The 13,727-nt window shown below is 66.4% G+C and carries 8 protein-coding genes; all 8 read left to right on the top strand.

Annotated features, from left to right (window positions below; genetic code table 11):
* Positions 1–90 precede the first annotated feature (90 nt).
* The 8 genes from NX775_RS10505 (at position 91) to NX775_RS10470 (ending at position 13,651) form a co-directional block, all read left to right on the top strand.
* Positions 91–1,392, top strand: a complete 1,302-nt coding sequence (locus NX775_RS10505; protein WP_258835945.1) for an acetylornithine/succinyldiaminopimelate transaminase — start codon at positions 91–93, stop codon at positions 1,390–1,392.
* Between the two features lie 68 nt (positions 1,393–1,460).
* The gene (locus NX775_RS10500; RefSeq protein ID WP_258835944.1) at positions 1,461–2,513 is read left to right on the top strand and encodes an arginine N-succinyltransferase; all 1,053 of its coding nucleotides are present in this window, start codon (positions 1,461–1,463) and stop codon (positions 2,511–2,513) included.
* Positions 2,504–3,583 (top strand): arginine N-succinyltransferase, encoded by a 1,080-nt coding sequence (gene astA / locus NX775_RS10495; protein WP_258835943.1) that lies wholly within the window; start codon positions 2,504–2,506, stop codon positions 3,581–3,583. Before NX775_RS10500 ends, astA begins: the two co-directional genes overlap by 10 nt.
* Entirely contained in the window at positions 3,576–5,060 is a 1,485-nt protein-coding gene (astD, locus tag NX775_RS10490; protein WP_258835942.1) for a succinylglutamate-semialdehyde dehydrogenase, read from the top strand. Before astA ends, astD begins: the two co-directional genes overlap by 8 nt.
* A 2-nt stretch (positions 5,061–5,062) precedes the next feature.
* A complete protein-coding gene (astB, locus tag NX775_RS10485; RefSeq protein ID WP_258835941.1) occupies positions 5,063–6,403 on the top strand; it encodes an N-succinylarginine dihydrolase in 1,341 nt (446 codons plus the stop codon).
* A gap of 98 nt (positions 6,404–6,501) precedes the next feature.
* Positions 6,502–11,208, top strand: coding sequence for an NAD-glutamate dehydrogenase domain-containing protein (locus NX775_RS10480; protein ID WP_258835940.1), 4,707 nt, complete (start codon positions 6,502–6,504; stop codon positions 11,206–11,208).
* Between the two features lie 13 nt (positions 11,209–11,221).
* Complete coding sequence (locus NX775_RS10475) at positions 11,222–12,223, top strand: succinylglutamate desuccinylase (protein WP_258835939.1); 1,002 nt, start codon at positions 11,222–11,224, stop codon at positions 12,221–12,223.
* Between the two features lie 315 nt (positions 12,224–12,538).
* The gene (locus NX775_RS10470) at positions 12,539–13,651 is read left to right on the top strand and encodes an NADH:flavin oxidoreductase/NADH oxidase (RefSeq protein WP_258835938.1); all 1,113 of its coding nucleotides are present in this window, start codon (positions 12,539–12,541) and stop codon (positions 13,649–13,651) included.
* The last annotated feature ends 76 nt before the right edge of the window (positions 13,652–13,727 follow it).

Below are 13,727 nucleotides of genomic sequence, written 5' to 3'. Positions count from 1 at the left end.
AAGAAGTTGTCGGCCAGCGTTTCTATAATGAATTGATCATGCGGGAGACTTGTCCCGCGCCATTTACATTGATTGGATGAGGAAAAAGCCATGAACGCTCAGCTCGACTCGGGTATCGCCACGCGGTCTGTCACCCGCCAGACCTTCGACGACGTCCTGGTCCCGACCTACGCCCCGGCCGCCATGGTGCCGGTGCGCGCATCGGGCCTGGACCTGTGGGACCAGGAAGGCAAGCAGTATCTGGACTTCACCTCGGGCATCGCCGTCACCTCGCTGGGCCACGCCCATCCTGAAGTGAACGAAGCGCTGACCAAGCAGCTCAACACCCTCTGGCACCTCGGCAACGGCTACACCAACGAGCCGGTGCTGCGTCTGGCCAGTGCGCTGACCGAAGCGACGTTCGCCGAGCGCGCGTTTTTCTGCAACTCGGGCGCCGAAGCCAACGAAGCGGCCCTCAAGCTCGCCCGTAAATACGCGCACACCAAGTTCGGTCCGCACAAGTCGCGCATCGTGTCGTGCCTGGCCTCGTTCCACGGCCGCACGCTGTTTACCGTGTCGGTCGGCGGCCAGTCGAAGTACACCGAAGGCTTCGAGCCGCTGCCACCGGAACTGAGCCACATCCCGTACAACGACATCGAGGCCGCGCGCGCCGCGATTACCGATGATGTCGCGGCCGTGATCGTCGAGCCGATCCAGGGCGAGGGCGGCGTCATTCCCGGCAATCCTGACTACCTGAAAGCGCTGCGCGAGCTGTGCGACCAGACCGGCGCGCTGCTGATCTTCGACGAAGTCCAGTCGGGCATGGGCCGCACCGGCACGCTGTTCGCCTACGAGCAGATGAACGTCAAGCCGGACGTCCTGACGTCGGCCAAGGCGCTGGGCAACGGCTACCCGATCGGCGCGATGCTCACCACCACCGAAATCGCCCAGCACCTGGGCGTGGGCAGCCACGGCACGACCTACGGCGGCAACCCGCTGGCCACCACCGTCGCCCTCAAGGTCCTGGAGATCATCAACCAGCCGGCCTTCCTGGCGCGCGTGAAAGAAGCCAACGTGGCCATCATGACGAACCTGTTGCAACTGGCGGCGGACTTCCCGCAAGTGTTTGGCCAGCCACGCGGCATGGGCCTGCTCCTGGGCCTGCCGATGGCGGAAACGTCGAAAGGCCGCTCGAAGGACTTCACCAAGATCGCCGAGAAGATGGGCCTGATGCTCCTGATCGCCGGTCCGGACGTCGTGCGCCTGGCGCCGGCGCTGATCGTCTCGGACGCGCAGATCGCTGAAGCGAACCGCATCATGCGCGCCGCCGTGGCCGAATTTTTGGCTGACGCCATCGACGAACCTGCGGCGCCACGCAAAGAGGCACCCGTGCCTGCACCCGACGCCGCCTGATGCATCGGACCCGCCGGTCGCCTTGAACGGGGTGGCCGGCCGCACGCACTGACCCACAGGGAGACCACATGTATGTTGTCCGTCCGGTAGATCGCGCGGATATCGGCGCGCTCGAAGCGATGGCCGCTATTTCGATGCCGGGGGTGCATACGCTCCCGCGCACGCGCGAAGGCATCAATGCCGCCGTCGAGCGCTCGCTCGCCTCGTTCGCCGCGCAAGTCGATATTCCAAGCGAAGAATCGTATCTGTTCGTGCTCGAAGACCTGCGCTCGCGCGAGGTCGTCGGCACTGCCGCCATCCACGCATCGGCCGGCTCGAACGGCACCTATTTCGCGTTTCGCAACGATGTCATCCAGCAGGTCTCGCGCGACCTGAACATCAGCCACAACGTGCACGCACTCACATTGTGCTCCGAGCTGACTGCCTACTCGCACCTGTCGGGCTTTTTTGTCCGCAACCGTGAAAGCGCCGGTGTCGAGGCGGCGCTGCTGTCGCGCGCGCGCCTGCTGTACGCGATGCTCGCGCCGCACCGCTTTGGTGACCGCTTCTTCGTGCCGCTGGCCGGGCGCGTCGATGCCGATGGCCAGTCGCCGTTCTGGAATGCGCTGGGCCGCAAGTTCTTCAAGATGGATTTTCTCGAAGCCGAGCGCCTGATCGAAGGCGCCCGCAACCGCACGTTGATCGTCGAACTGATGCCGCACTATCCCGTCTACGTGCCGCTGCTGCCGGGCGATGCCCAGGCGGCGCTGGGCCAGATCCATCCGGGTGGCCAGATGGCCTTCGACCTGCTGGCGCAGGAAGGTTTTGAAGCCGACGAGTACATCGACATCTTCGACGGCGGTCCGATCCTGCAGGCGCACAAGAACGCGCTGCGCTCGTTCGGTGCCTCGCAGCGCCTGCGCGTGGCCGCTGCCGGACAAGAGTCGCCGAATCACGGCGCGCCGGTGGCCTACGCCGTCGCCAGCGTCGACAACGGCTTCCGGGCCGTGACGCTGCACTCTTCGCCGCTCGATCACGCATCGACGATCGCGCTGCCGCGCGACGTCCAGCAAGCGCTTGGCGTCGCAGCGGGCGACGAGGTTGTCTGCCTGCGCATCGAAGGAGAAGCATCATGCTCGTGATCCGCGCCGCCAAAACGTCCGACCTGGACGCCCTGATCAATATGGCGCACCAGGCCGGCAGCGGCATGACGACGCTGAAGCCCGATCCCGAGATGCTGGGCCAGCGCCTGGCCACGTCCGAGGCGTCGTTTGCCGAAACCATCCGCCCCGAACAGCGCGACTACATGTTCGTGCTCGAACAGCCGCAGGACGGCAGCATCGCCGGCGTCTGCGCGATCAAGGGCGCAGTGGGCCTGACCGAGCCGTTCTACAACTACCGCATCGGTACGCTGGTGCACTGCAGCCGCGAACTGAATGTCTTCACGCGCATGGAGACGCTGTACCTGTCGAACGATCTCACCGGTTCGACCGAACTGTGCTCGCTGTTTTTGCTGCCTGAATACCGCGTGGGCTTCAATGGCAAGTGGCTCTCCAAGAGCCGCTTCCTGTTCATCGCCCAGTTCCAGCAGCTGTTTACCGAAAAGATCATCGCCGAGATGCGCGGCTACCAGGACGAGGGCGGCGATTCGCCGTTCTACGAAGGCCTGGGCCGGCACTTCTTCAAGATGGATTTCAACCACGTCGACGGCCTGACCGCGATCGGCAAGAAATCCTTCATCGCCGAGCTGATGCCGCGCCAGCCGCTGTATGTCGACTACCTGCCGCAATCGGCGATCGATGTCATCGGCAAGGTGCACACCTCGACCCAGCCGGCGCGCCGTCTGCTCGAACAAGAGGGCATGTATTACGAAGGCTATGTCGACATTTTCGACGCCGGTCCCGTGCTGCAGGGCCGCGTGTCCGAACTGCGCGCGGTGCGCGACAGCGTGCTGGCCGTGGCGGCGCAAGGCTTGCCGGCCATCGACGCCGGCGAGGTGGTCGAGGGTGCGCCCAAGGACATCGCCCACGACACCGAACACATGCTGGTGTCGAACACGCGCCTGGACGACTTCCGGATGATCCTCACGCGCGCCGTGCCGGGCGCGGGCAGCGTGGTCCTGAGTCCCGACGAGCTGGCGCTGCTGCGCATCGCCGCTGGCGACAATGTGCGTACCCTGACACTCAATACCAGGAAAAACACCCATGGCTAATCTCTCGAATTACATCAACGGCGAATGGCTCGCCGGCAGCGGCGCCGAGCTCGCGACGATCGACCCATCGACTGGCCGCCAGACCTGGACCAGCAATGCCTCGAGCCCGGATGACATCGCGCGCGCCGCGCAAGCCGCGCACGACAGCTTCGAAGCCTGGGCCCTGACGCCACTGGCCGAACGCATCGCCATCGCCACGCGTTTTCGCGATCTGCTGAAAGACAACGCCGAGTCGCTCGCCGCGACGATCGCCGAAGAAGTCGGCAAACCGTTGTGGGAAGCGCGCACTGAAGTCGCGACGATGGCCAACAAGATCGACATCTCGGTCCAGGCGCACGCCGCCCGCACCGGCGAGAGCGCAACCAAGGTCGCCGACGGCAACGCCGTGCTGCGTCACCGTCCGCACGGCGTGTTCGCCGTCTACGGACCGTACAACTTCCCGGGCCACCTGCCGAACGGTCACATCGTGCCGGCGCTGATCGCCGGGAACACGCTGCTGTTCAAGCCGAGCGAATACGCACCGCGCACGGCCGTCAAGACGGTGCAGCTGTGGGAGCAGGCCGGTTTGCCGAAGGGCGTGCTGAACCTGGTCAACGGCGGCCGCGACACCGGCATCGCACTGGGCCAGCAAGCGCTGATCGACGGCGTGCTGTTTACCGGCAGCAGCCAGACCGGCGCCGCGCTGCATAAACAGTTCGGCGGCCAGCCGGGCAAGATGCTGGCATTGGAAATGGGCGGCAACAATCCGCTCGTCGTGTGGGGCGTAAAAGACATCGACGCGGCCGTGCACCACACGGTGATGTCGGCCTTCATCTCGGCCGGCCAGCGCTGCACCTGCGCGCGCCGCCTCGTGATCGAAGAGGGCGCTGCCGGCGACGCGTTCCTCGCGCGCCTGGTGGCCGTGGCCGCGCAGTTGCAGGTCGGCCCGTCGAACGCCGAGCCGCAGCCGTTCATGGGGCCCGTCGTCTCGAGCGCCGTCGCCGCGCGCCTCGTGCAGGCGCAGGAAGACATGGTCGCCAAGGGTGGCAAGCTGCTGCTGGCGATGCGCCAGCTCGACCCGAACACCGGCTTCGTCACGGCCGGCATCGTCGACACAACCGACGCGCAGGGCATTCCGGACGAAGAATGGTTCGGCCCCTTGCTCCAAGTGATCCGCGTGGCGAGTTTTGATGACGCGCTGCGCGTGGCCAACGCTACCCAATACGGCCTGGCCGCAAGCCTGCTGTCGCCGTCCGAAGACCTGTGGCAGCGCTTTGCCGTGCGCGCCCGCGCCGGCATCGTCAACTGGAACCGGCCGACCACCGGCGCGGCCAGCTCGGCGCCGTTTGGGGGCGTGGGCAAGTCGGGCAATCACCGCCCGAGCGCGTATTACGCCGCCGATTATTGCGCCTATCCGGTCGCCTCGATCGAGAACCCGGTGCTGGACATGCCGGCCACGCTCTCGCCCGGCTTGAGCTTCCCGGCCGAAGGAGCTTGACCATGCGCGACGCACGCGAATTCAATTTCGACGGGCTGGTTGGCCCGTCGCACAACTACGCTGGCCTCTCGTTCGGTAATGTGGCCTCGTTCAGCAATGTGCGCAGCAGCTCCAATCCGCGCCAGGCCGCCTTGCAGGGCCTGGCCAAGATGCGTGAACTGGCCGCGCGCGGCTTTGCGCAGGCGGTGATGCCGCCGCAGGGCCGGCCGAATTTCCGCCTGCTGCGCAGCCTGGGTTTTTCGGGCACCGACGCCGATGTGCTGGCCCGCGCTTATCGTGAAGCCCCCGTGATCCTGGCCTGCGCCTGGTCGGCTGCGCCGATGTGGACCGCCAACGCGGCCACCGTCAGCCCGTCGGCCGATTCGCTCGATGGCCGCGTGCACTTCACGGCCGCGAACCTGAACAACAAGCTGCACCGCTCCGAAGAACATGTGCAGGCCACGCGCACGCTGCGCGCGATCTTCGGCAACAGCGAGCATTTCATGGTGCACGACCCGCTGCCATCGGTGCCGGCCTTCGCCGACGAAGGCGCGGCCAACCACACGCGCTTTGCCGCGAGCCACGGCGCTGCCGGCGTCGAGTTCTTCGTGTATGGCCGCGCCGAGTTCGACCCGTCGGCCCCGGCGCCGAAAAAATACCCGGCGCGCCAGACGCTGGAAGCCTCGCAAGCCATCGCGCGCCTGCATGGCCTGGACCCGGCGCGCACTGTGTTTGCGTCGCAGAATCCGGACGTGATCGATCAGGGCGTCTTTCATAACGACGTCATCGCGGTTGGCAACGGCAATGTGCTGTTCTACCACGAGCAGGCGCTCGCCGATGAAGCGGGCACGCTCGACGCGCTGCGGCGCGCACTGGCCGTTGCCGGCACCGAGCTGCATCCGGTGCGCGTGGCGACGAGCCAGGTGGCGGTGGGCGACGCCGTCGCCAGCTACCTGTTCAACAGCCAGCTGCTGTCGAAGGCGGACGGGCGCATGGCGCTGGTGGTGCCGCACGAATGCCGCGAGAACGCCGCAGTTGCCGATTATCTGGCAGGCTTGCTGGCGGGACGCGTACCGATCGATGAATTGATCGAATTCGACCTGCGCCAGAGCATGCGCAACGGCGGCGGGCCGGCGTGCCTGCGCCTGCGCGTGGCGCTGACCGACGCCGAGGCGGCCGCGATGCACCAGGGCGTGATCATGACCGAGGCGCTGTACGCGCAACTGGTTGCGTGGGTCGAACGCCACTATCGCGACCGCATCGAAACGCAGGATCTGATGGACCCGCAGCTGGCGCTCGAATGCGCCGCCGCGCTGGAAGAACTCACACGCATCCTCGGCTTGCCGGGGCTGTACGACTTGTAACAGCAGGATTCGGGCGGGTAATCCCCGTCCATATAAAGCAGGGCAGCGCCACGCCACGAGCCGGTTGCGCGCCAGGCACACAACTTTGGAGAAGCAAGATGAAAGATATGCCCAACGATTTGCGCGGCCAGACGCTGGCGCTGATCAACGAGAACGGTTCGGCCAATCCATCGGCCAGCAGCGCGCAGGTCAATGCCCTGATCGCCGCCTGGCTCGAGTCGCTCGACGACGAAGACCTGGCCGGCACCGCGCCGCAAAGCCTGGCGCCCGTGCTGGTCGACGGTTTCTCGCAACTGGCCCAGCGCACCGGCCCTGGCGCGCAGATCGCCACGATGGGTTACTCGGACGGCCGCGGCGGCAAGGCCACCGCACTCTTGATTCTCAACGATGACCGCCCGTACCTGGTCGACTCGTTCGTCATGGCACTGCGCAAGGAGCGCATCGTCGCCGCCGGCGTCATGAACGCCGTGCTGCCGGTACGCCGCGACGCCACGGGCGCGCTGGCCGCCATCGGCGAAGCGGGCAGCCCGCTCGAATCCATCGTCCTGTGCCTGCTGAACGATGAACTGCAGTACGAAGAACTCGACAAGCTGACCGCGCGCATCCGCATGGTCGCCAGCGACGCCGCCACCGTGCAGCGCGACGCCGTCGCCATGGGCGACCGCATGACCGCCGTGGCCGCAGCCGCTGCCGCCGCCGGCACGCCGGACGGCCAGGAAGCCGCTGCCTTCCTCGAATGGGCCAAGAACGAAGGCTTCGAGCCGTTCGGCTATGCCTACTACGTCGTCAAGGCTGGCGAGCGCGAACTCGAACGCGATCTGGGCAGCCGCATCGGCGTGCTGAAAGACACCGCTCATCCGGTGTATGGCGATTGCCTGGCCAGCATCCCTGGCGACCTCGATACGCTGTCGCGCCGCGCTGACACGCTGTCGATCGTCAAGGCCGACGTGGCCGGCACGCTGCACCGCGACCAGCCGCTGGACTTCATCGGCGTGCGCGATACCGACGCGCAGGGCCGCATCCTGGGCGAGCATTGCTTCATTGGCCTGTTCACCCGCGCCGCCACCTCGACCCCGCTGGCGCGCCTGCCGTTCGCCCGTGGCCGCGTGGCCAAGGTGCTCGGCATCGCCGGCGTGCGCCAGGAAGGTTTCCGCGCCGAGAAATTCATCGAGATCCTCGAATCGCTGCCGCGCAACGAAGCGCTGGAAGCCGAGCCGGAATGGCTGGCCGAAGTCTGCAGCGCCGTGGTGTCGCTGTACAAGCAGCCGCGCGCCAAGGTGTTTGCACGCCGCGACGTGTATCGCCGTCACCTGAACGTGCTGGTGTACCTGCCGCGCGAGCGTTTCAGCGCCGCCGTGGCCGCGAGCCTGGCAGCCGCCCTGAAGGAAAGCTCGGGCGCGCGCGACGTCGATGTCCAGACCCTGGTGGCCGATGGCCCGCTGGCGCGCGTGTACCTGATCGCGCATGCGGCCCGCTATCCGCTCGACCTGGAAACCGATCTGCAGGCGCCGCTCCTGGGCGTGCTCGATGGCTGGCATGACCGCTTTGCCCAGCTGACCAACAGCGTCGATGAAAGCCGCCTGCGCAGCCTGATGCGCAAGGTGGTGCCAACGCTGCCGGTGAGTTTTGTCTCCGCCACGGCGCCCGAAACGGCGTTCCGCGACGTGCACGCGCTGTTGACGCGCTGCCGTCCGGACCGCGTGACCGCGCGCATCGAGCAGGATGACGCTGCCGGCACCTCGATCCGCCTGTACTCGAGCGAGACCGTGCCGTCGCTGTCGCGCATCCTGCCGGCGCTGCAGAACGCCGGCATCGCGGTCGACCGCGAGCAGACCTTCCGCCACACGGGCCTGGATGGCGTGCGCCGTTACGTGACCGCGCTGTCGGTCGACGCCGAAAGCGCCGCCAAACTCACCAAGCCGGGCATCGGCAAAGTGGCCGAAGAACTGTTCTCCGCCCTGTTCAACGACGAAGCCGAAGATGGCCGCATGAACGGCCTGACCATTGAAGGCGGCCTGTCGCTGCGCGAAGTGCAGCTGGTGCGCGCGTACATCAGCTACTGGCGTCAGCTCGGCTCGAAGTTCTCGGTGCGCTACATGGCCGAAACGCTGCGCGCCCAGCCTGGCCTGGTCAAGGAATTCGTCAACGGCTTCATGCAGCGCTTCGATCCGGCGCTGACCGACGAACAACGCAACGAAGGCAGCAGCGCGCTGTACCTGCTGAAAACCAGCCTGCCAGGCGTGAACCACGCCGACACCGAAGAAATCATGGCGGCGCTGATCGACCTGGCGCTGGCCACCGTGCGTACCAACTACTTCCAGAACAGCGGCGAAAAAATCATCTTCAAGGTCGACACGAGCGACCTGGCGCTGGCGCCCGAGCCGCGGCCGTTCCGCGAAATCTATGTGTTCTCGCGCCGCTTCGAAGGCGTGCACCTGCGCGGCGGCCCGGTCGCCCGCGGCGGCCTGCGCTGGTCGGATCGCATGGAAGACTACCGCACCGAGGTACTGGGCCTGGTGAAGGCGCAGATGGTCAAGAACGCCGTCATCGTGCCGGCCGGCTCGAAAGGCGGCTTTGTCTGCAAGCAGATGCCGAAGGATGCGGCGCGCGACGTGGTCGCCGCCGAGGGCGAAGCCGTCTACCGCCTGTTCATCGCCAGCCTGCTGGAAGTGACCGACAACCGCGTGCGCGGCGAGATCGTGCCGCCAGAGGCGACCGTGCGTCACGACCAGGACGATCCGTACCTGGTGGTGGCCGCCGACAAGGGCACCGCGACATTCTCGGACATCGCCAACAGCATCGCCGTGCAGCGCGGCTTCTGGCTGGGCGACGCGTTCGCATCGGGCGGCTCGAACGGTTACGACCACAAGAAGATGGGCATCACCGCCAAGGGCGCGTTCGAAGCGGTCAAGCGCCACTTCTATGAACTGGGCCACGACCTGGCCAACAACCCGATCACGATGACCGGCGTGGGCGACATGTCGGGCGACGTGTTCGGCAACGGTGTGCTGCTGTCGCGCCAGCTGAAACTGGTGGCGGCGTTCGACCACCGCCACATCTTCCTGGACCCGACCCCGGATGTCGAAGTCTCGTTCAAGGAACGCGAGCGCATGTTCGCGCTGCCACGCTCGTCGTGGGAAGACTATGACAAGAGCCTGATCTCGGCCGGCGGCGGCGTGTACCCGCGCAATGCCCGCTCGATCGAACTCTCGCCGCAGATCCGCGAGGCGCTCCAGATCGAAGAGACATCGCTGCCGCCACAGGAACTGATGCATCGCATCGTCAAGGCGCCGGTCGACCTGTTCTACAACGGCGGCATCGGTACCTATATCAAGGCCTCGACCGAAACGCACGCGCAAGTGAAGGACCGCGCCAACGACCAGATCCGCGTCAACGGCAATGAGCTGCGCTGCAAGGTGGTGAGCGAAGGCGGTAATCTGGGCGCGACCCAGGCCGGCCGCATCGAGTTCGCGCTCGCCGGTGGCCGTATCTTCACTGATGCGATCGACAACTCGGCCGGCGTGGATTGCTCGGACCATGAAGTCAACGTCAAGATCTGGCTCGACACCGAAGTCAATGCCGGCCAGTTGTCGGAAACCGACCGTAACCGCACGCTGAATGAAATGACGGGCGAGATCGAGCGCCTTGTCCTGCGCGACAACACGCTGCAGACGCATTTGCTGACGCGCGAAGTGCAGGCGCAAGCCACCGGCGCAGTAGTCGATGGCTACATCGCCCTGATCGCCAACCTGGAAGCCGAAGGCGCCGTCTCGCGCGAGCTCGAACAGCTCCCGAGCGACGTCGAACTGCTGCGCCGCAAGGCGCTGGGCCTGGGCCTGACGGCGCCGGAACTGGCGGTGGTCATTGCCAACGTCAAGAACCGCTTCAAGCGCACGCTGGCTGCGCTGCCGCTGACCGATGAAGTCTGGGCCGATGCACTGCTGCGGCCTTACTTCCCGGCGCAGCTGGTCGCCACCCGCGATCCGCTGGACCATCCGCTGGCCAACGCCATCCTGGCCACCGTGCTGGCTAACGAAGCCGTGAACCGCTGCGGCCCGCTGATGCTGCGCGACCTGGCGCTGGAACACCGCATCGACGACACCGAAGTCGTCAAGGCGTGGGCCAAGGCCTGGGCTGCGCTGCACCTGGCGCCGGTGTTCGATGCGCTCGACGCGGATGCTCTGGTGGTGCCTCGCGACGTGTCGGTCTCGGTCGACAACCGTACCCGCGCGCTGCAGCGCGCCACGATCGAAGGCGTGCTGTCGCTGCCACCAGGCTCGCAAGGCCTGGACGAGCTCTCGACGCTGTTCGCCGAAGCCGACGAGAGCGCGGCTGCCAAGTTCCGTTCCGAGGCCGATGGCCACACGGGCCTGCCACCGCAGTTTGCAGCGGCCTGGAAGGCGGTCGAGATCATCGAGTCGCAAGCCTCGTTCCTGTTCGCGGCGGTCTCGGTGTCACGACCAGAAGGCATGTCGCTGCTGCAGTTCCTGCAGGTCGGCACGCTGCTGCGCCAGCAGGTTGGTATCGACACGCTGGAACTGGGCCTGAAGCTGCCGGCGCAGAGCAAGTCGCAGGAACAGCTGCGCAACTACGCGCTGCAATCGCTGCGCCGCGCGCAACAGCGCCTGCTGCTGCAGGTGATCGAGCATGCGGGCCACAACGGCAACGACATGCAGGCAGCGGTGGACGAAGTAACCGCCGCGCGCGGCTTGACGGGCTTTGCGCCGCCGACCGAACTGGAGCAGGCGATGCTGGACGTGTGGGCGCTGTCGGAAGGCCTCTCGCCAGAACGTCTGGCCGCGTGATATGAGCACCGAGATGAGCACCGCACCTGCAGCAGGATTGCCGGAAGCGGTGCGCGCGCTGGCCGAAGCCGACTTCGGCGCGGTCGCGCAGCGTTTTCGCGATGCCGGCTTTGTCGTCGGGTTGCCGGCGTCGGGCATCCTGACGGTGCGCGCCGCAACGCCGGACGCCGATCGCCCCAGCGTGCTGGTGTCGGTCGGCGTGCATGGCGACGAGACGGGGCCGATCGAGATGGTGGCGTATCTGGTCGATGCGCTGTCGCGTTCCGCCAGCACGCTGGCGGTGGACCTGATGCTGTGTGTCGGGCATATCGACGCCATCCGCGCCGGCAAGCGTTTCATCGACGCGGACCTGAACCGGATGTTCCGCGCCGAACGCGGCTCGCTGGCCGGGACGTTCGAGGCCGGCCGCGCCGATGTGCTGATCGAGGCGACCCGCGCGTTTTTCGAGGGCAGCGGCCCGGCGCGCTGGCACCTCGACCTGCACACGGCGATCAGGCCCTCGCACTATCCGATGTTCGCGATCGTGCCGGAACTGATTGCGGATGCCGCGCGTGAGGGCTTGATAGGGTGGCTGGGCGAGGCAGGGATCGAAGCGATCATCATGAATCCCGAATCGGCCGGCACCTACAGTTACTTCACGGCCGAGCATCTCGGCGCGGCCAGCAGCACGGTCGAACTGGGTCGTGTTGGCACGCTGGGGCAGAATGATCTGTCGCAGTTCGCCGCCGCATCAAGCGCGCTGGATCGCCTGCTGCGCGGTCAGCCGACGCAGCCAGCAACGGCGCCGCCGCGCGTGTTCGCAACGGCGCAGTCGATCATCAAGCTGTCCGACGCGTTCAGCATGCAGGTGGGGCGCGAGACCTGGAACTTCACGCCGATGCAAAAAGGCGACGTCATCGCGCAGGATGGTGCAACGACCTACACGGTGCAGCACGACGAAGAACTGGTCGTGTTCCCGAACCCGGATGTCCGGGTGGGACTACGCGCCGGAATCATGGTGGTGCGCATCGGATAAGACCAAGCGGGCTGCGGCCCGCTTTTTTTGGTCGACGACACGTATTTCCATAACAAAGCCGGGGTCAGGTCTGACATTCAGACACGACCTCAGCCTTACAGCCGGGGTCAGGTCTGACATTCGGACACGGCCTCAGCCTTAGCCACTTCCAACAGTGTCTTGCCCAGTATTAGCATGGCCCGGTGCCAGCTGGTTCCCACTACGCGATTGTCGAGACCGTGTCCGAATGTCAGACCTGACCCCCGCTTTTTTTTGGTCGACGACACGAATTTTCATGTCGGGCTAGACTGGTGCTCTTGATATGCAGGAGCCACCATGACCATGCTGTTTTCACCGTACTCGCTCGGCCCCCTCGAGCTGTCCAACCGTATTACCATCGCGCCGATGTGCCAGTATTCCGCTGTCGATGGCCTGGCCACCGACTGGCACATGATCCATCTGGGCAGCCTGGCGCTGTCCGGCGCCGCGCTGATCACATTGGAGGCCACGGCCGTCGTGCCGGAAGGCCGCATCTCGCCAAATGACCTGGGCCTGTGGTCCGATGCCCATGCCGACGCGCTGGCGCCGGTTCTGGCAGCGATGCGTCGTCATTCGCCCATCAAGATCGGCATTCAGCTGAGCCACGCGGGCCGCAAGGCGTCGACGAACGTGCCGTGGGAAGGTGGCGCGCAGATCGCCCCTGACGCGCCCAAAGGCTGGCAGACCGAAGGCCCGTCCGCCGTGCCGCATACCGAGGGCGACGCCGCGCCGCTGGCGCTCGATGCCGCCGGCTTGGCGCGGGTACGCGACGGTTTTGTGGCCGCTGCACGCCGCGCGCATGCCCTGGGTTTTGACGCGATCGAGCTGCACGGCGCCCACGGCTACCTGCTGCACCAGTTCCTCTCGCCGCTGGCCAACCACCGCACCGACGAATATGGCGGCTCGCTCGAGAACCGCATGCGCTATCCGCTGGAAGTCTTCGCGGCCGTGCGCGCTGCCGTGCCGTCGATGACGCTCGGGATGCGCATCTCGGCCACCGACTGGGTCGACGGCGGCTGGGACCTCGAGCAGAGCGTGCGCTTTGCGCAGGAACTCGAGCGCATTGGCTGCGACTTCATCCACGTCTCGAGCGGCGGCTTGTCGACCGCCCAGAAGATCCCGGTGGAGCCGGGTTACCAGATCGGCTTCGCCGAACGCATCAAGCAGGATACGGGCCTGCCGACGATTGGCGTCGGCCTGATCACCGAGGCGCGCCACGCCGAAGCCATTTTGCAGGCGGGCCAGGCGGACGTCATCGCCCTGGCGCGCGCGATGCTGTACGACCCGCGCTGGCCGTGGCACGCGGCGGCCGAACTGGGTGCGCAGGTGAGCGCGCCGCCGCAGTACTGGCGCTCGCAGCCGCATGAGTTCAAGACGCTGTTCGACACCACGCGGCCTGGCAAGGGCTGACACGGTTCGCGCCGGGGGCATGCAGTCCACGGCGCCGCTTTTGCAGTTCGTCGCACGCAGCACGTTGCGGGGCAGG

The sequence above is a fragment of the Massilia aurea genome (assembly GCF_024753205.1).
Lineage (GTDB): Bacteria > Pseudomonadota > Gammaproteobacteria > Burkholderiales > Burkholderiaceae_D > Telluria > Telluria aurea.
This window is presented reverse-complemented; position numbering and strand designations above follow the sequence as displayed.

Bases quoted from the DNA above. Each gene is read 5' to 3' on its own strand.
- NX775_RS10505 (WP_258835945.1), top strand. From the start codon at position 91: ATGAACGCTCAGCTCGACTCGGGTATCGCCACGCGGTCTGTCACCCGC.
- NX775_RS10500 (WP_258835944.1), top strand. From the start codon at position 1,461: ATGTATGTTGTCCGTCCGGTAGATCGCGCGGATATCGGCGCGCTCGAA.
- astA (WP_258835943.1), top strand. From the start codon at position 2,504: ATGCTCGTGATCCGCGCCGCCAAAACGTCCGACCTGGACGCCCTGATC.
- astD (WP_258835942.1), top strand. From the start codon at position 3,576: ATGGCTAATCTCTCGAATTACATCAACGGCGAATGGCTCGCCGGCAGC.
- astB (WP_258835941.1), top strand. From the start codon at position 5,063: ATGCGCGACGCACGCGAATTCAATTTCGACGGGCTGGTTGGCCCGTCG.
- NX775_RS10480 (WP_258835940.1), top strand. From the start codon at position 6,502: ATGAAAGATATGCCCAACGATTTGCGCGGCCAGACGCTGGCGCTGATC.
- NX775_RS10475 (WP_258835939.1), top strand. From the start codon at position 11,222: ATGAGCACCGCACCTGCAGCAGGATTGCCGGAAGCGGTGCGCGCGCTG.
- NX775_RS10470 (WP_258835938.1), top strand. From the start codon at position 12,539: ATGACCATGCTGTTTTCACCGTACTCGCTCGGCCCCCTCGAGCTGTCC.